Here is a 16,145-nt window from a genome sequence, read left to right on the forward strand (position 1 = left end):
GAGCCTCCGTCCTCACGGGCCCACTGCGAGACCGGGAGCCGCACTCCGCTATGTCCACGGCGCACGCATCACGTCTGCCCTGCAGGACCGGATGCTCGCCGAGCCGAGGCCGACGCCCTGACACCGCACAGCCGCACCGACGTGCACACGGTGCCGTAGTACAACCATGCGGTGCCGCACCGGCCCGACGCGCTTGTGGCCGTCCTGGACCGCCTCACCCAGCGCTCCGGGCAGTGAAGCGGACGACCTCAACGACACCTCAGACGGTTACTCGGTCCGGGGCCTCAGCGTGCTGGACGTCCTGGGCCGTTCGCCACAGCGCGGCCGAGAGCCACATCAGGATGACGCCGACCAGGACGTGCAGCGCACCGGTGAGCAGGGAGTCGGGCAGCGAAGTCAGGAACGCGAACAGCGGCACGACGACGGCGTACCCCCACGACGGAATCCTCGGGAACACCCGGGCGCGGATCATCGCCGCTCCGAACAGGGCGCAGCCGACGGCGAAGACCGCCGCGGAGCCGATGAGTGCGGGGATCGTGGGGCCGGTCAGGGTCTCGTCGATGACGTCGTCGTCGAAGTAGAACAGCACCAGGTTCGCGGCGAACGCGGCACCGCCGAACAGGCCGAGCCCGATGAGGTTCACTGTGTGGGCGACCTCCCCGAGCCGCCCGCCGGCCGGGCCCTGCCGCCGGTGCAGCGCGGTGAGCAGCGGCAAAGCGAACGCGGAGGAGAGTGCGAGGGGGACGCTGGTCGCGGAGGTCTCCCCGGTGAACGCCTCGACCAGCGCGGGCAGGGCGATCAGCAGGCCGGACAGCAGCCCGCACAGGGCGCCGGCACGAAACGTCGATGTCGATGTCGATGAGGTGACGGATGAGGACATGAGGCCACTCCGGGTGCTCGGTCTGGCTCGGACAGTGGGTCAGGGCCGTCACCGTAGGGAGCGGCAAGCAGGTGGCGGGAGGTGCAGCACGTCGGCCGTCGGCAGCCGGAAGTCACCGTCTTCCGGGCCGTGATGTGCCGTTCGGCATGTGCCGACCGGCCCGAACCGGCCGGAGTTCCCCGCCGGTGTCCCTCGGCGGTCGTGTTCGGCCTAGCCTGGCGGCAGCGGGTGAGGGGGTGCGCATGGTGGCGTATGGGCCCGTGCGGTGGGTAGCGCCGCTGTTGTACGGCGCGGTACTCGTCGGCGGTTTGTACTACGCGGCGGCCGGCCTGGGCGGCGGCCCTGGGCCGGCGGCATGGCGGGTGTCGGGTTTTGCGGCCGCGATCGGGGCGCTGTTCGCTCTGGAAGCGGTCGGACGCTGCCGACCCGCGGCCCGGGTGCCGCTGCTGCTGGCCCGGTGCGGGCTGATCGGCGCGCTGGCGTTCCTCGACGCCTCGGGCCTGTCCCAAGTGCTGTTCGTGCTGCTGCCGTTCACCGCCTACTTCGCCTTCGGCCGCATGACCGCGCTCGCGCTGGGCGCGCTGTGCCTGGCCGGGCCGCTCGCCGCATACGTGCTGACCGCGCCCGGCTGGTATCGCGATCTGGAGCGCGTGTCCGACCTGCTGATGCTCTCCGTCGGCCTGGTGCTTGCGATCTCGATGGCCGCCGTGGCCGTCGGCGAACAGCGCGCCCGGCTTGAAGTGGAAAAGTACGCCGCGCGGGTCGCCGCGCTGTCCGCCGCCGCCGAGCGCAACCGGCTGGCCCGGGACATCCACGACAGTCTCGGGCACCATCTCACGGCGATGTCCGTGCAGTTGGAGATGGCCTCGGACTTCAGGGCACTGGACCCCGACGCGGCTCAGCGGGCGCTGACCGAGGCAAGGCAGTCGGTGAGACTCGCGCTGGGCGACGTCCGGCAGTCGGTCCGCGCGCTGCGGGGCGAGGCGGCGCACCCCACACTGGCGGCCGCGCTGGCCGGCCTGGCACACAGCGGTGCGGCATCGCCGCGGGTCACCGTCGAGGTGAGCGGCGACGAGGACGGCTACGGCACGGCCGAGCTGACCGCCCTGTACCGGGCCGCGCAGGAGGGCGTGACCAACGCGCGCCGCCATGCGCGGGCCGCGCGGGTGACGGTGACGGTCCGCCTGGCCGAGGACGCCGCGCGTCTGGAAGTGACCGACGACGGCTGCGGCTTCCCGCGGGACGCGACCGTCACCGGGTTCGGGCTGCTCGGGATGAGGGAGCGGGTGCACCTGGTAGCGGGGAGCGTGGACATCGACAGCGGCCCGGACTCCGGTACCCGGCTGACGGTGACCGTTCCGCGCGGGAAGACGGGGGAAAGATGACCATGGACGACCAGGAACTGACGCCGCCGGTACGGGTGCTGGTGGTGGACGACCAGCGGCTCATCCGGGACGGCATCGCCTCCCTGCTCTCCATCCGGCCGGGCATCGCCGTCGTCGGCACAGCCGTGGACGGCCGGGACGCCGTGGCGAAGACACTGGAACTGGGCCCGGACGTCGTCCTCATGGACGTCCGGATGCCGGAGATGGACGGGGTCGAAGCGGTCGCCGTCCTGCGCGGCAGGGCACCGGAGTGCAGGGTGGTGATGCTGACGACGTTCGACGACGAGGAGTACGTCGTACAGGCGCTGCGCGCGGGCGCCCACGGCTACCTGCTCAAGGACCTGCCGGCCGAGGAACTCGCACACGCGGTCCGCCTGGCGCACGCGGGCGTCACCCAGCTCGACTCGTCCATCGCCCGCCACCTCACCGCCTCCCTGCCGTCCCCCGGCCCCGCCCAGGCCCCCGCCGTCCCCCTGAGCCCACGCGAGACGGACATCCTGCGGCTTGTGGCGCAGGGCCACACCAACCGGGAGATCGCCGCGCGGCTGTACCTCAGCGAGGGAACGGTCAAGAACCACGTCTCCCGCATCCTCACCCGCCTCGCCCTGCGCGACCGCACCCAGGCGGCACTCCGCGCCCGGGACCTCGGCCTGCTGTGAGCGCCGCCCGTCGCCGAACCCTGGACGACTCCCTGACTCATGCGGGACGCCTAGGGCTTTGCGTACCGCGCGGGTGACGAGTGCAGTGGTGGAGGGTTCGATGGGGTCGGCCGTCAGACTGTTTTTCGCAAGGGCAGCTCAACGCTTCAGTCATGATCGCCTTGAGCATGGACGTTCTGGCCGCCGGGTCGTCCGGCACCTCGTCCACCACGACGGCCACCTGGGCTGCCATGGACTCGGTAAGTCACGATGCCCGGTGGAGCGTGCGTGAGGGATGACTCCTCGGACGGGGTTCGGTGTCCATGGCTCGTCGAGGGCGGGAACGGGGGCTTGGTGCGCGCAGGACTGGACTGATGTCGCACCGTCGGCCATGATGACGCCGCCATGACAAAACTGTCTCCTGGATGGTGACCGTGCGCGGATCCTTAGTCAGGGCTACGTTGGCCGCCGTATTCCTGCTGGTGCCCCTGACGCCCGTCCCCGCGGCCGCAAAGGATCCCGCCCCCGGGACCACCACTCCATCCGTAACCGCCGTGACCGCCGAAACCGCCGCGGCCGCGGCAGACTGGACGGCACCGCTCAGCACCCGGGGCCGCTGGATCGTCGACGCGGACGGAGACCGCTTCAAGCTGCGGTCCGGCAACTGGCATGGAGCCAGCGGCACTTGGAACGGTTCAGGAAGCGCGGACGAGGACGCCAACCACCACGCGGGCGAGAACTCCGGCCGGATACCGCTCGGCCTGGACCGCGCCCCCATGGCCGAGATCATCGCCGGTTTCCGGGAGATCGGGATCAACAGCATCCGACTGCCCTTCTCCAACGAGATGATCCACGACAGCGTCCCCGTCACGGACGACGCCGTCGCCGCCAACCCCTCCCTGCGCGGCAGGACCCCACTCCAGGTGTACGACGCCGTCGTCCGCGAACTCACCGCCGCCGGCCTCGCCGTGATCCTCAACAACCACACCAACACCACCCGCTGGTGCTGCGGCGTCGACGGCAACGAACGATGGAACGCGAGCCAGTCCACCGAGACCTGGGAGAACGACTGGCTCTTCATGGCCCGCCGCTACAAGGACAACAAGCGCGTCGTCGGCGCCGACCTCTACAACGAGGTGCGTCGCGACATCTGGGACGACCCCAACTGGGGCCTCGGTGACGCCCACGACTGGTTCACCGCCTCGCAGCGCGTGGGCGACCGCATCCTGACGGAGGCCAACCCCGATCTGCTGATCATCGTCGAGGGCATCAACTGGACCGGCATCCCCGTCGACGGCCTGGCGCACGAACGCCCCACCCTGGAACCTGCACGCCGCCTCTCGCACACGCTCGTCGACTCCGGCAAGCTCGTGTACTCCGCCCACTTCTACGACTACACCGGCCCCAACCACAGCGGTGCCACCGGAACGGGCGAGACCACCGACCCCCGTTACCGCGACCTGACCCCCACCGAACTGATCGACGTACTGAACCGCCAGGCGTTCTTCGTCACCGCCGAAAAGGATCAGCATTTCACCGCCCCCGTCTGGATCAGCGAGTTCGGCATCGGGGGCCGGGAGGAGACCGGTGCAAGGCAGCGCGCCTGGTTCGAGAACTTCGTCGACCAACTGATCCGCACCGACGCCGACTTCGCGTACTGGCCGCTCGTCGGCTGGCACGAGAACCGCACCGGCAACGGCTGGGCCCTGCTGCACTGGGACGCGGCGGGCAACCGTATGGGCCTGTACGACGGGGACGACTGGCGTGCCACCGCCTGGACCCGGCTCATCGGGGCCCAGGGCCGCACCGGCCGCGTGGGCCCGGTGACGGACTGGTCGATGCTCAGCCCCGACCACGGCGACTTCGTCCAGTCGCGGCGGATACGTGCCCTGCCCGACTGGGACCCCGGAGCCCGCAAGGCGGTCTGCCCCGACGGCCAGCGCCTCCTCGGCCTCAGCCACACCGGCAACCGGGGCCTGTGCTCCGACGTATCCGCCGGCCCTGTGTGGGCCCCGGCCGCCGGACACAAGGTGATCGTCGACGAGCGGTACGTCACGCCGGGCCGGGACTGGGCGACCGGATACACCAAACTCCAGTGCCCCGACGGCCACTTCCTGACCGGCTACAGCGTCCGTGGCGCCGCCGTCTCCGCCCTCTTGTGCGTAGCCGCCCCGCCCGGCTCGATCGGCGGCACGAGCGGCCGCACCGTCTGGTTCGACCGCGGCGACAACAGGGGCTCGACCCCCAGGGGCGGCGACTTCGCTCAAGGCCACTACAAGGGCCAGTGCGCGGACGACGAGTACGCGGCCGGGATCGCCTACACGGGCCGGGTGGGTTCGTCGCGCACTCCCGACGCGCTGTACTGCCGACGGCTGAGCTGATCCGCTGCGCACCTCGCCTCTCTCCACCCGTCGGCACACAGCCCGGCGGAACAGGAACAGGCAACCCCCGAATGGGACGAGATTCGGACCGAAACCGGGAGTAGTGCGCAAGGCGTTCCGTACGGAGGTGCGTCCGAGCCGTGCACTACAGGCCTTGCTGCAGTCTGCAGAATCTTAGAGCAACCAATGGTTGCGCATATCGGAGCAAGGCCCTACAGTCATGTGCAACCAAAGGTTGCGAGAGAGTGGGAGGAGCGGGATGGAGTACGGCAGCATTGAGCGGGAGATCCACATCGAAGCCACACCCGAGGTGGTCTACGAGGTCATCAGCAGGCCCGAACACCTGCGGGAGTGGTGGCCGGACGAAGCGGAGCTCGAACCGGTGCCCGGCGCCACCGGGGTCATCTCGTTCGGCGACAGGACTACGCCGGAGGCGAACGTCGTACCACTCACGGTGATCGAGGCCGACCCGCCGCGGCGGTTCTCCTTCCGGTGGGTGTACGACGAGGGTGAGGCCGCGACGTCGGCCAACTCGCTCCTGGTGACCTTCGAGCTGGTCCCGTCGGGTGCCGGCACGCTGCTGCGCTTCACCGAGGCGGGGTTCCGGGAGAAGGGCTGGGAGGCGGCCGTGCTCGAGGAGCAGTACCGCGAGCACGTCACCGGCTGGGACTACTTCCTGCCCCGCCTCGTCACGTACGTCGCTCGGCTCGTGTCGACGCCATGAGCGCCACCATCGACGACGAGCTCTGGTCGGCGGTGGGGGACCCGACCCGGCGGCGGATGCTCGACCTGCTGTTGACCGACGGCGGCGGGACGGCGACCACGCTGAGTGAGCAGTTGCCGGTCACGCGGCAGGCGGTCGCCAAACACCTCGGCGTACTCCACCGGGTCGGGCTGGTCCACGTCACGCCGTCCGGACGCGAGCGCCTCTACGAGGTGGATGAGGCCCAGCTCGCCCGCGCGGTCGCGCAGCTGTCGTCGGTCGGGGCCAGCTGGGATGCCCGGCTGCATCGCATCAAGCGGATCGCCGAAGCAATCCAGCGCAGCCAAGAGGGCTGACCCCTCACGAACGAACGTCGCCACATCCGAGACGGCGCTGATGAAACCGCGCCCGAATGCGGGCGCCTACACGAGAAAGAGGTATCGAGATGGTGGACATCCTGCACAGGATCGGAGTCACGTCCTCTCCGGACGCTGTCTACGCAGCCTTGACCACGGTCGATGGGCTGGCGAGCTGGTGGACGCAGGACACGGACGGCGACGGCAATGTCGGGGGAGTAATCCGGTTCCGCTTCGAGCCCGGCGGGTTCGACATGAAGGTCCTGGAGGCCCAGCCCGCCGAGCGCGTGGTCTGGGAGGTCGTCGACGGCCCTGAGGAGTGGATCGGCACGCAGATCCGCTTCGAGCTCAAGCAGGAGGACGGCTTCACGATCGTGTTGTTCCGGCACGAAGGCTGGAAGGAGCCAGTGGAGTTCATGTACCACTGCAGCACCAAGTGGGCGACCTTCCTGATGAGCCTCAAGCAGCTGGTCGAAACCGGCAAGGGCGAGCCCGCGCCGCACGACGTCAAGATCAGCAACTGGCACTAGACCAGCAACTGGCACTGGACCTGCCCGTCATGTCCTGGCGGAAGCGAGCTTCCCGCACGGGAAGCTCGCTTCCGCCAGGACATGGGCGTTCAAGATTTTGTATCTTGAAGTCGCAGGTCACGGGTCTGGTGTCAGCCTGCCTGCTCAGACGGCGCACCCGGAGCGGATCTTCTTCCTGTGGCCGCGGGGAGGTCCGTTCGAGCAGCGAGGGGCGCAGGCGTGCCAAGGGAGCCGCGGTGCCGTGGCCGCTCCTTCAGCGCAGTGGATGCAACGGGGTGAGTTCGGCGGCAGGTCGGCCTGTCACGATCGATTCGGCGAGGAGTCTGCCGCTCAGCGGTCCCAGGGCGATGCCCCACATCCCGTGGCCGCCGCAGACGTGGACGCGCGGTGAGCGGGTGGGGCCGACGAGGGGAAGGCCGTCGGCGGTGCAGGGGCGTGGTCCCACCCATGCGTCGGTGCGGCGGCCGAAGTCGGCGGCGGGCAGCAGAGGGCGTGCGGCGTCGACGATCGCCCGCACCCGGCGAGGGTCCGCGGGACGGTCGGGCCCGGTGAACTCCATCATTCCGGCGACCCGTACGCGGTCGCCCGCCGGAGTGCAGACCACGCGCTGCGCGGCGAAGTAGGTGGGCCGTGAAGGAAGACCCTCGCGCGGCAGGAGGAAGCTGTAGCCCCGGCCGGACTGGACCGGGGCGCGCACGCCGAAGGGTGCCGCCAGCCGGTCGAGCCAGGCTCCCGCGGCCAGAACGGCCACATCGGCGCGCACCTCGGTTCCGTCGGCGCTCCGCGCGGCGATCCCGGTACCGATGTCTCGGATCCGGGTGACCTCCCGCCCCGTGACGATCTTTCCGCCCCGGTCGCGGACCGAGTCGGCGAGGGCCGCGACATAGGCCCCGGGGTTGAGGTGGCGCTGGCCGTGCAGCCGTACCGCCGCGTCGATCCGTTCGGACAGCGTCGGCTCCAGATCCCGCGCCTCGGTGCCGGTGAGCAGGTCGTAGTCGACGCGCTGGCCCGCGGCGCGCACGGCCTGAAGTTCCTCGACGAACGGTGTGCGGCCGGCCTCCGTGGTGAAGGCGATGAGGCACGGGTCGCTCGCCCGGGTAGGTTCGGCGACTCCGCCCCGGGCGAGCTCGTCGTACGCGGTGAGGGCACCGCGGTTCAGTGCGGCGAAGGCGCTCATCGCGACCTGCCAGCGCCGGCTCGTGCAGTTCCGGCCGAAGGACAGCAGGAAACGGGCCAGACGGGCGTCGGCGCGGGGCGGAACGTAGAGCGGCGAGGTGGGTGAGAACAGCGTCCGCAGTCCCAGCCGTAGGGCGCCCGGCTCGGGCAGCGGCACGGTGAGGGCCGGGGACAGCCAGCCGGCGTTCCCCCAGGAGGCCCCTGCCGCCACGCCCCGGCGGTCGACGACGGTGACCTCCACGCCTGCTTCCTGGAGGTACCAGGCCGTGGCCAGTCCCGCCATGCCCGCGCCGACGACGAGCGCGCTGCGAGGCGCTGTCATGTTCCACCCCTTCCCGCCGAAGCGACGGCCGGCCTGCGCTCCCCTGTACGTGTCGCCCTTTCGAAGGCGTATCCGGCGTCGAGGACCGCCCGGTCCTGTCGGTGCGGACCGACTATCTGCAGTCCGACCGGCAGACCCGCCGGGGTGAAACCGGCCGGCACCGACAGCGCCGGACAGCCGGTGACGGAGATCAGGTAGGCCGAGCGCATCCAGTCCAGGTAGGTCTCCATCGGCGTGCCGTCCACGGAGGTCGGGTAGGGCAGCCGGATGTCGAACGGGGCGACCTGGCTCACCGGCAGCAGCAGGAGGTCGTACGACTCGAAGAACTCCCGGATTCGGTGGAAGAGGGCGGCCTGCAGCATCTGCGCACGCCCGAGGGCCGGACCCGTGAGCTTGCGGCCTTCCTCGATGTTCCACACCACGTCCGTCGCCATCCGGTGGCGGTGCTCGTCCAGCAGGGAGCCGTAGGCGAGTTCCATCTGCCAGGCACGCTGGACGAGGAACACCTCGTCGGCCCCGGACAGATCCGGGCAGGTCTCCTCGACCTCGCAGCCGAGCGAGGCGAAGACGTCGACGGCCGGGCGCAGCGCGTCCCGCACCTCCGCGTCGACGGGGACGGTCCCGCCGAGATCGGGTGACCAGGCGACCCGCAGACCGCGTACGTCCCCTTCCAGCGGCCCGGCGAAGGCGGAACCCGGTGTCTCCAGGGCGAGGGGGCTGCGCGAGTCGGGGCCCGCGAGCACGGAAAGGGCCAGTGCCACGTCCGTCACCGTGCGGGCCATCGGGCCCTTCACCGAGAGCTGTCCCCACGGTGCCTTGTCGGGCCACGAGGGAACCCGCCCGGGGGAGGGGCGCAGTCCGACGACGTTGTTGAAGGAGGCGGGATTGCGCAGCGAGCCGCCGGTGTCGCTGCCGTCGGCCAGCGGCTGCATCCCGCAGGCCAGGGCCGCGCCGGCACCGCCGCTACTGCCGCCCGCGCTGCGGAAGGGGTCGTACGGGTTGCGGGTGGCCCCAAAGACGGGGTTGACGGTGTGCGAACCCATACCGAGCTCGGGCACGTTGGTCTTGCCGACGGTGATCGCCCCGGCCCTCCTCAGGCGCTCGACGACCAGGTGGTCCCGGTCGGGAACGCGGTCGGCGAAGAGCGGTGAGCCGTACGTCGTACGGATGCCCGCGGTGTCGTGGAGGTCCTTGTGCGCCACGGGCAGCCCGTGCAGCGGGCCGACGTCCGCCCCCGCCGCCAGCCGCGCGTCGGCCTCGGCCGCCTGTTCCAGCGCCCGCTCGGGGACAAGGGTGACAATGGCGTTCACCGCCGGATTGACGCGCTCGATCTGTTCGAGGTGGGCGGTGACGACCTCCCGGGCGGACACGTCACGGCGCCTGATGGCGGCGGCGAGTTCGGTGGCGGTCCATTGGCAGAGATCCGTGGTGGTCACGGTGTGGTTCACAACCCTCCGATCGTTTCCTTGACTTGTACGACGGCCAGCACTCCGAAGAGGACGAAGGAGCCGGCCAGCAGCACGTTCGAGGCGGCCTTGTTCCGGTACGGCCGCTGGACGCCCCGGCGGTTGAGCAGGACCAGCAGCGCCCCCGACAGCAGAGGCAGGATCAGTGAGCCGACGGCGGCGTACGTCAGGACCAGAGGCACCGGCCGTCCCAGGAACGTGACGGCGACGGCGGCGACCGCGGCGTAGAGAAGGAAGGCGCGGAACGGGCGGCTGTGCTGGGCGATGTGGGGCTCGGCCGCGTCGTCCGGGACGCCGCGCAGGGTCCGCAGGGAGTCGGCCAGCAGATAGCACAGCGCGTTGAACCCGCCGACCAGCGCGCTCAGGGTCACGAGGAAGAACGTCCCGAGGAACAGCACACGGGCCACCGATCCCAGATCGGCGCCGAGTGGGTCGGCGAGCGCGGCCAGCCCTTCGTTGCCCGTGATGGTCCGCCCGCTGCCGTGGAGCAGGCCTGTTCCCACCACCGTGGTGCACAGCACGAACAGGAAGGTGACGGCGTAACTCACCGCGGAGTCCGCGCGCATGACGGGCAGTCGGCTGCGGTCCCGCCAGCCCTTCTCCCGCACCCAGTAGCTGTACGAGGCGATCCCGGCCGTGCCGCCCACGCCGCCGATGAGGGCGAGCACCGTCACCACGTCCCCCTCCGGCAGCCTCGGGCGCACCGAGGAGAGCAGGCCCGGCAGGTCGTCGGCGGTGGCGAGGGTGGCGACCGCCAGGACGACCATGCCGAGGAACTTGGCCAGCATGAAGACGCTCATCACCCGCTCGAACACCGCGTACCGGCCGACGTACACGATGGCGGCGGAGGCCAGCGCGATCCCGACGGCCACCGGCCGCAGCGGCAGGGCGGGGAACAGCGTGGACAGCGCCAAGGACGCCACCGAACTCAGCGCCGCCCCGTAGATCAGCGCGATGACCAGGACGAACACGAAGAACGCCACCGGCAGCCAGCGGCCGGCCGAGCGCAGGCTCGCGATCACAGTCTGCCCGGACGCCATGTACAGGCGTCCCACCGCCTCGGTGAGCGCGAACTTCAGGACGACGCCGATGAGGATCGCCCACAGCAGGGCCATCCCGTAGCCGGCGGCGCCCGCCAGTGACGTCACCATGTCGCCTGCGCCCACGCTCGCGGCCGCCAGCACCAATCCGGGGCCCAGAAGCGCGAGCCGCCCGCGCAGGGAGGCGGGGAGGGGCGCGGGTTCGGCGGATCCGGCCGCTTGGTGTCGAAGGGAACTTCCAGGCGTCGCAGTCACGTCGACCATCTCCGTACGTGGCGTGAGTTACGGGGTCACGGGTTCGTGCGGCTCATGAGGTCCTGTCGGTCCCCATGGCAGATTCAGGCATGCTGACGGAAGGGAACAAGAATCTCGGCCGAAGTGACGGAATCGGCCATATGCTTGGTCCGATGGACGCACCACAGACCGGTCCTGTGGCGGATTCGCTGGACCGGCGCATCATCAGCGCGCTGCAGATCGACGGCCGGGCCTCCTGGCACCGCATCGCGGCGGCGCTCGGCGAACCCGAACGCACCGTGGTCCGCCGGGGCGCCCGGCTGCTGGAGTCCGGACTGGTGCGCATCGGTGCAATGGAGGTGCGCGGCCGCAGCACGGTGGTCGGCGTGCGCTGCTCCCCCGGACAGGCACGGGTGGCCGCGACGGCACTGGCCCGCCGCCCCGACTGCGTCTTCGCCCACGTGCTGACCGGAACCCCGGACTGCGTCGCGGAGCTGCTCTGCACGCGAGACCGTCTCGCCGGTCTGGTGATGGACGAGTTGCCAGGGCTGCCGGGCATGGTGGAGACCTTCACGTACCCGGTGCTGCGCCATGTCCGGACGATCCGCGAATGGCATGCGGGCCTGCTCACCGATACCGAGATCGACGAACTGAGGGGAGCGTCGTCCAATGCCTCCGCGCCCCCGCTCACCGGTGATGTGCTGCCGACCGGCGACACGACACAGGAACTCTCCCGCCAGGACCGGCTGTTGCTACACGCCTTGGCCGAGGACGGGCGCTGCACGTACGACGAACTCGCCCGTATCGCCGGAGTGTCGGAGGCCACCGCCAGACGGCGGCTGGGTGTGCTGAGGCGGGAGGGCAGGGTGCGCATCCGGGCCGTGATCGAGCCGACGCTCCTCGGACTGCCCGTGGAGGCGGTGTTGTGGGTGCGCACCGCGCCGTCCAGGGTCGAGGTGGTCACGGCGGCACTGACGCAGTCCGTCCACGTCCGGTACGTCAGCTTCATCGCCGGTGAACGTCAGATCCTGGTCCTGGGGGCGTTTCCCGACGAGTCGGCCCTCTACGACTTCGTGACGGGGGCCGACTGGCTGGGGGACGTGATGTCGTTGGGAGTCTCGATGGTCCTGACCTCGCTGAAGCGGGGCGGGATGCTCGCCCCGTGGCTGTGAGACGGGTGCGCTGCCCGGGCATCGGCTCGACGAGGACGGTGACTTGTCCTGGCTCGGAGTATGACCGCGTCGACCTTGATGCGCTCGCCTGTGACGAAGGCCGCCGCCGGGCAGGCGAGAAGGCTGCCGCGGCGGCGATGTCCTGGGGCCGACCCCCACGGCACAGTACGGGACATTGCCTGACCAGGGCCTGTCCGGCGGACTTGCCGGACAGGCCCCTGGTCCCCAGGAGGGGCTCAGCGCTTGAGCGTGAAGGTGAAGTCGCCGGAGAGCTTGCCGCTCAGCCGGACTGCCGAAACGAGTTTCCCCTCCGTGATCAGTCTCTCGACCTCGGCCCGCGAAAGACCGCAACCTTCAGCGATCAGTCGCACCGGCCGGACAGGAATCCGCGCCGCAAAGCGGACCGATACATCGAGCACATCGCTCACCTCGCGGTCCAGGTGATCCGATCCGCCGGTGTCCAGGCGCCAGGCGTTGTCCCAGTCGAGGGCGACGCGATTGCGGCGCCGCACGACAGGATCCTGGAGCAGCTCAGCTGCCAGACCAGGGTCGTTGTCATGCATCCGGTCCAGCAGCTCAGGCCGTACGGAGCGCACGTTCACCCGCTCCAGGACCGTGAGCTTGGCCGTGTCCCCGCAAGCGGTACAGAGCACGAGGAGCCAGGCGTCGAGGAGCTTGTGGTTTGCGTTGATGCGAAATTTACCGTTTGCCCGGAAGCGCTCGGACGCGCACGCGTGGCAACGGCGGAGAACGGTAGGCAGGCAGGTGGGCATGACCACCCAGCTATTGAGCACAGAAGTACACCGGTTTCAGTGAGAAGTCCGCAGCAAAAAGGAGCGCGGCGCACATGCGCGACGCGCGACGATTCAGCGCTCGGGAGGTCTCACAGGGTGTACAACGGCACGTCCTTGCCCAGACGACTTGGCTCGGCAGCACGGTAACGGCGCACAGCGGCGCTGTTCCACTGGTTTTCGAGCGCCTCACCGTCAGGTTCCAGCCGGCGGATCATGGCGCGGACCAGCAGCTCGTACGCGGTGAGGATGAGGATGAGCGCGAGCACCACGAGCACGGGGTACTCAACAAGGATCGGCGCCGACCAGCCGACCAGCCGATCACGAAGTATGCGACGGCGACCACGATCGGCTGGTGCAGGACGTACAGCGGCAGCACGGCTGCGGTGAGGCGCTCCTCATGGACTTATGACGATTCGCGTACCACGAGTTCGGTGGGCAGAACGACGCGCTGACGTGGCTCCTCGGGATTGCCGATCTCCTTGAGAAGGATGCGGGCGATCATGCTGCCGATCTCCTCGACGGGCTGACGCACGCTGGTGAGGGGCGGGTTGGTGTGCCGGGCGATGATGGAGTCGTCGAATCCGACCACCGCCACGTCGTCCGGGACGCTGCGCTGTTGCCTGCGCAACTCCGCCAGCGCCCCCGCCGCCATGACGTCCGAGGCGACGAACACGGCGTCGAGCCCGGGCACTTGTTCAAGGAGTGAACGCATCGCGGCCTCGCCGCCCTCCTCGGTGAAGTCCGCCGCGGCCACGAGCCGCTCCGAGGCCTCGTGGCCTGCCTTCTCGAGCGCCTCCCGCCAGCCCTGGAGCCGGCTGCGCGCTACGTCCATGTCGAGGGGACCGCTGATGGTGGCGACGGTCCGCCGCCCCCGTGCGAGCAGGTGGCTGACGGCCGACGCGGCTCCGCCCGCGTTGTCGGAGTGCACGTGGCTGAGCGACTCGGCGGGGGAGCGGCGCCCGGCGAGCACCGTGGGCAGTCCCATGTCCTCCAGCAGCCCCGGCAGCGGGTCGTGCTCGTGCACCGAGACCAGGAGCACCCCGTCGACGCGCCGCTCCGCCACCGACTCGGTGAGCTGGTCCCGCTCGGCCTGGTCGCGTACGAGCACCAGTTGGAGCTGTGTCCGGGTTTCCGCGAGGGCGGTGCTGACCCCCCGGATGACGGCCGAGAAGTAGGGCTCGGAGCCCAGTCTGCTCTCCGACTCGGGGATCACCAGGGCCACGGAATTCGTCCTGCTCGTCACCAGCCCCCGGGCCACCGAGTTCGGGACGTAGTTCAGCTCGGCGATGGCGGCGAGCACGGCGGCCCTGGCCTGCTCGCTGACGAGCTCCGAGCCGTTGATGACTCGTGAAACCGTGGTGCGTCCGACGCCGGCGCGCGCGGCCACGGTCTTGATGGTCGGGCGTTGCCTGCCCTCCATGACGCCTCCCTCGCTTGCGCGTTGCCCCGACGGCGCTCACCTGCGCATTGTGCCAGACCCGCGGAGAGCGCCCGCAGGGCCAGAGCTCAGCGGTACGACATCCTCCGGCAACAAAGTGGATTCAACTTCTTGACAGACGCCTTTCCTGGCGGCCAGGCTTCGGGCTTCCGGGTGGGCACGTTCCCATCGTTGTTTGGGAACGTACCCACCGGACAAATCGTGCCTGCGGAGCGGACCGTGAGGCTCGAACTCCGGTGCGTCAGCGCCGCCGCTAGGAGGACGAAATGGACAAGTTCCGAAGGAAGTTGCGTACGAGGGTCGTGGCCACCGTGTCGGCTGTGTCGGCTCTCGGTCTGGTCGTGGGCTGCGGGGGCAGCAGTGACGGGGGGACCGGTGGGGGGAAGAAGGACGGCAAGGTCACCATCACCATGGGCCTGTTCGGCGTCATGGGCTTCAAGGAGACCGGTCTGCTCGACAAGTACATGAAGGAGAACCCGAACGTCGTCATCAAGGCGGACGTCGCGGGCGACGAGCAGACCTACTACACCGCCCTGCAGACCCACTTGGCCGCCGGCAGCGGGCTGAAGGACATCCAGGGCATAGAGATTGGTCGGGCCAAGGAGTTGTCCGACACGCAGAAGGACAAGTTCGTCGATCTGGCCGGCGTGGCCGGGACGGACCACTTCCTTCCGTGGAAGCAGAGCCAGGTCACCACCTCGGACAAGAAGGTCATCGGCCTCGGCACCGACATCGGCCCCATGGCGGTCTGCTACCGCAAGGACCTCTTCGAGCAGGCTGGCCTGCCCACCGACCGCGACAAGGTCGCCAAGCTGTGGGAGGGCGACTGGTCTAAGTACGTCGACGCGGGCAAGCGGTTCAAGGCGGAGTCGAAGGACGACAAGGTCGCCTTCATGGACAGCTCCAGCGGGCTGTTCAACGCCATGATCTACGGCAACTCCCAGCAGTTCTACGACAAGAAGGGCGAGCTGATCTACGCCAGCAACCCTGTCGTGAAGGACGCGTGGAAGCTGGCCTCCGAGGCGGCCACGTCCGATCTGACCGCGAAGCTCCGCCAGTTCCAGCCCGGTTGGGACCCCGGTCTGGCCAACAGCACCTTCGCCAGCACGGTCTGCCCGGCGTGGATGCTCGCGCACATCAGCGAGAAGGCGGGCCCGAAGAACAAGGGCAAGTGGGACGTCGCCAAGGCGCCCAAGGGCGCCAACTGGGGCGGAGCGTTCCTCGGCGTGATGGAGAAGAGCCCCGTCAAGAAGGAGGCGCAGGAGCTCGTCGCCTGGCTCACCGCCCCTGAGCAGCAGGCGTACATCTTCAAGAAGCTCGGCAACCTCCCCTCGTCGCAGACCGCGTTGGAGATGCCCGAAGTGGTCAATGCCAAGTCGGACTACTTCAGCGGCGCTCCCATCGGGCAGATCTTCGGCGCCGCGGCCCAGGAGATCCCCGATGAGCAGGTGCTCGGCCGCAAGGACGGCACCATCAAGGACATCTTCTCGCAGGGTCTGACCTTGATCGAGGCGCAGAACAAGAGCCCGAAAGAGGCATGGGAGACCAGCGACAAGCGCATCGAGAAGGCTGCCGGCTGACCTCGGGCCCCGTTGCCCGTCTCCGTAGCCGCCCGGCGCCCCACGCACGG

Annotated in this window: 15 protein-coding genes; 8 read left to right on the top strand and 7 right to left on the bottom strand. The window is 69.7% G+C overall.

Going from position 1 to position 16,145, the window contains the following annotated elements; genetic code table 11:
• Positions 1-259: 259 nt before the first annotated feature.
• A complete protein-coding gene (locus ACGFNK_RS33700; protein ID WP_393421995.1) occupies positions 260-880 on the bottom strand; it encodes a hypothetical protein in 621 nt (206 codons plus the stop codon).
• Between the two features lie 242 nt (positions 881-1,122).
• On the opposite strand from ACGFNK_RS33700, the gene ACGFNK_RS33705 reads away from it, so the two are divergent.
• The 6 genes from ACGFNK_RS33705 to ACGFNK_RS33730 all read left to right on the top strand — a co-directional run bounded on the left by ACGFNK_RS33705 (position 1,123) and on the right by ACGFNK_RS33730 (position 6,873).
• Entirely contained in the window at positions 1,123-2,265 is a 1,143-nt protein-coding gene (locus ACGFNK_RS33705) for a sensor histidine kinase (RefSeq protein ID WP_393421997.1), read from the top strand.
• A 2-nt stretch (positions 2,266-2,267) separates the two neighbouring features.
• Positions 2,268-2,924: a response regulator gene (locus ACGFNK_RS33710; RefSeq protein WP_393421999.1), complete on the top strand. Its 657-nt coding sequence runs from the start codon at positions 2,268-2,270 to the stop codon at positions 2,922-2,924.
• Between the two features lie 404 nt (positions 2,925-3,328).
• The gene (locus tag ACGFNK_RS33715; RefSeq protein ID WP_393422001.1) at positions 3,329-5,284 is read left to right on the top strand and encodes a glycoside hydrolase family 5 protein; all 1,956 of its coding nucleotides are present in this window, start codon (positions 3,329-3,331) and stop codon (positions 5,282-5,284) included.
• A gap of 259 nt (positions 5,285-5,543) precedes the next feature.
• Positions 5,544-6,008, top strand: coding sequence for an SRPBCC family protein (locus ACGFNK_RS33720; RefSeq protein WP_393422003.1), 465 nt, complete (start codon positions 5,544-5,546; stop codon positions 6,006-6,008).
• Complete coding sequence (locus ACGFNK_RS33725) at positions 6,005-6,343, top strand: ArsR/SmtB family transcription factor (RefSeq protein ID WP_393422005.1); 339 nt, start codon at positions 6,005-6,007, stop codon at positions 6,341-6,343. The genes ACGFNK_RS33720 and ACGFNK_RS33725 overlap by 4 nt, the downstream gene beginning before the upstream one ends.
• An 89-nt stretch (positions 6,344-6,432) precedes the next feature.
• Positions 6,433-6,873: an SRPBCC domain-containing protein gene (locus ACGFNK_RS33730; protein ID WP_393422007.1), complete on the top strand. Its 441-nt coding sequence runs from the start codon at positions 6,433-6,435 to the stop codon at positions 6,871-6,873.
• A gap of 253 nt (positions 6,874-7,126) precedes the next feature.
• On the opposite strand, the gene ACGFNK_RS33735 is transcribed toward ACGFNK_RS33730, so the two are convergent.
• Genes ACGFNK_RS33735 through ACGFNK_RS33745 form a run of 3 tightly spaced genes read right to left on the bottom strand, consistent with a single transcriptional unit; the run spans position 7,127 to position 11,141 of the window.
• Positions 7,127-8,371: an NAD(P)/FAD-dependent oxidoreductase gene (locus tag ACGFNK_RS33735; protein ID WP_393422009.1), complete on the bottom strand. Its 1,245-nt coding sequence runs from the start codon at positions 8,369-8,371 to the stop codon at positions 7,127-7,129.
• Positions 8,368-9,807: an amidase gene (locus ACGFNK_RS33740; RefSeq protein ID WP_393422011.1), complete on the bottom strand. Its 1,440-nt coding sequence runs from the start codon at positions 9,805-9,807 to the stop codon at positions 8,368-8,370. Before ACGFNK_RS33740 ends, ACGFNK_RS33735 begins: the two co-directional genes overlap by 4 nt.
• Before the next feature lie 8 nt (positions 9,808-9,815).
• Positions 9,816-11,141, bottom strand: a complete 1,326-nt coding sequence (locus ACGFNK_RS33745) for an Nramp family divalent metal transporter (protein ID WP_393422013.1) — start codon at positions 11,139-11,141, stop codon at positions 9,816-9,818.
• A gap of 143 nt (positions 11,142-11,284) precedes the next feature.
• On the opposite strand from ACGFNK_RS33745, the gene ACGFNK_RS33750 reads away from it, so the two are divergent.
• Positions 11,285-12,283 carry an Lrp/AsnC family transcriptional regulator gene (locus ACGFNK_RS33750; protein ID WP_393422015.1) on the top strand — a complete coding sequence of 333 codons (999 nt, stop codon included), beginning with the start codon at positions 11,285-11,287 and terminating at the stop codon, positions 12,281-12,283.
• Between the two features lie 236 nt (positions 12,284-12,519).
• Here the strand turns inward: ACGFNK_RS33750 and ACGFNK_RS33755 are convergent, their stop codons facing one another.
• From ACGFNK_RS33755 to ACGFNK_RS33765, 3 genes are all read right to left on the bottom strand, one after another.
• Complete coding sequence (locus ACGFNK_RS33755) at positions 12,520-13,077, bottom strand: DUF1062 domain-containing protein (RefSeq protein ID WP_393422017.1); 558 nt, start codon at positions 13,075-13,077, stop codon at positions 12,520-12,522.
• 89 nt (positions 13,078-13,166) lie between these two features.
• Entirely contained in the window at positions 13,167-13,346 is a 180-nt protein-coding gene (locus tag ACGFNK_RS33760; protein ID WP_393422019.1) for a hypothetical protein, read from the bottom strand.
• A 134-nt stretch (positions 13,347-13,480) separates the two neighbouring features.
• Positions 13,481-14,497 carry a LacI family DNA-binding transcriptional regulator gene (locus ACGFNK_RS33765; RefSeq protein WP_393422021.1) on the bottom strand — a complete coding sequence of 339 codons (1,017 nt, stop codon included), beginning with the start codon at positions 14,495-14,497 and terminating at the stop codon, positions 13,481-13,483.
• Positions 14,498-14,781: 284 nt separating this feature from the next.
• On the opposite strand from ACGFNK_RS33765, the gene ACGFNK_RS33770 reads away from it, so the two are divergent.
• Positions 14,782-16,095, top strand: a complete 1,314-nt coding sequence (locus ACGFNK_RS33770) for an extracellular solute-binding protein (RefSeq protein ID WP_393422023.1) — start codon at positions 14,782-14,784, stop codon at positions 16,093-16,095.
• The last annotated feature ends 50 nt before the right edge of the window (positions 16,096-16,145 follow it).

Origin of the sequence: Streptomyces sp. NPDC048825 (assembly GCF_043198355.1) — a bacterium.
Classification (GTDB): domain Bacteria; phylum Actinomycetota; class Actinomycetes; order Streptomycetales; family Streptomycetaceae; genus Streptomyces; species Streptomyces xiangluensis.

Bases quoted from the DNA above. Each gene is read 5' to 3' on its own strand.
- ACGFNK_RS33700 (WP_393421995.1), bottom strand. From the start codon at position 880: ATGTCCTCATCCGTCACCTCATCGACATCGACATCGACGTTTCGTGCC.
- ACGFNK_RS33705 (WP_393421997.1), top strand. From the start codon at position 1,123: ATGGTGGCGTATGGGCCCGTGCGGTGGGTAGCGCCGCTGTTGTACGGC.
- ACGFNK_RS33710 (WP_393421999.1), top strand. From the start codon at position 2,268: ATGGACGACCAGGAACTGACGCCGCCGGTACGGGTGCTGGTGGTGGAC.
- ACGFNK_RS33715 (WP_393422001.1), top strand. From the start codon at position 3,329: ATGGTGACCGTGCGCGGATCCTTAGTCAGGGCTACGTTGGCCGCCGTA.
- ACGFNK_RS33720 (WP_393422003.1), top strand. From the start codon at position 5,544: ATGGAGTACGGCAGCATTGAGCGGGAGATCCACATCGAAGCCACACCC.
- ACGFNK_RS33725 (WP_393422005.1), top strand. From the start codon at position 6,005: ATGAGCGCCACCATCGACGACGAGCTCTGGTCGGCGGTGGGGGACCCG.
- ACGFNK_RS33730 (WP_393422007.1), top strand. From the start codon at position 6,433: ATGGTGGACATCCTGCACAGGATCGGAGTCACGTCCTCTCCGGACGCT.
- ACGFNK_RS33735 (WP_393422009.1), bottom strand. From the start codon at position 8,371: ATGACAGCGCCTCGCAGCGCGCTCGTCGTCGGCGCGGGCATGGCGGGA.
- ACGFNK_RS33745 (WP_393422013.1), bottom strand. From the start codon at position 11,141: ATGGTCGACGTGACTGCGACGCCTGGAAGTTCCCTTCGACACCAAGCG.
- ACGFNK_RS33750 (WP_393422015.1), top strand. From the start codon at position 11,285: ATGGACGCACCACAGACCGGTCCTGTGGCGGATTCGCTGGACCGGCGC.
- ACGFNK_RS33765 (WP_393422021.1), bottom strand. From the start codon at position 14,497: ATGGAGGGCAGGCAACGCCCGACCATCAAGACCGTGGCCGCGCGCGCC.
- ACGFNK_RS33770 (WP_393422023.1), top strand. From the start codon at position 14,782: ATGGACAAGTTCCGAAGGAAGTTGCGTACGAGGGTCGTGGCCACCGTG.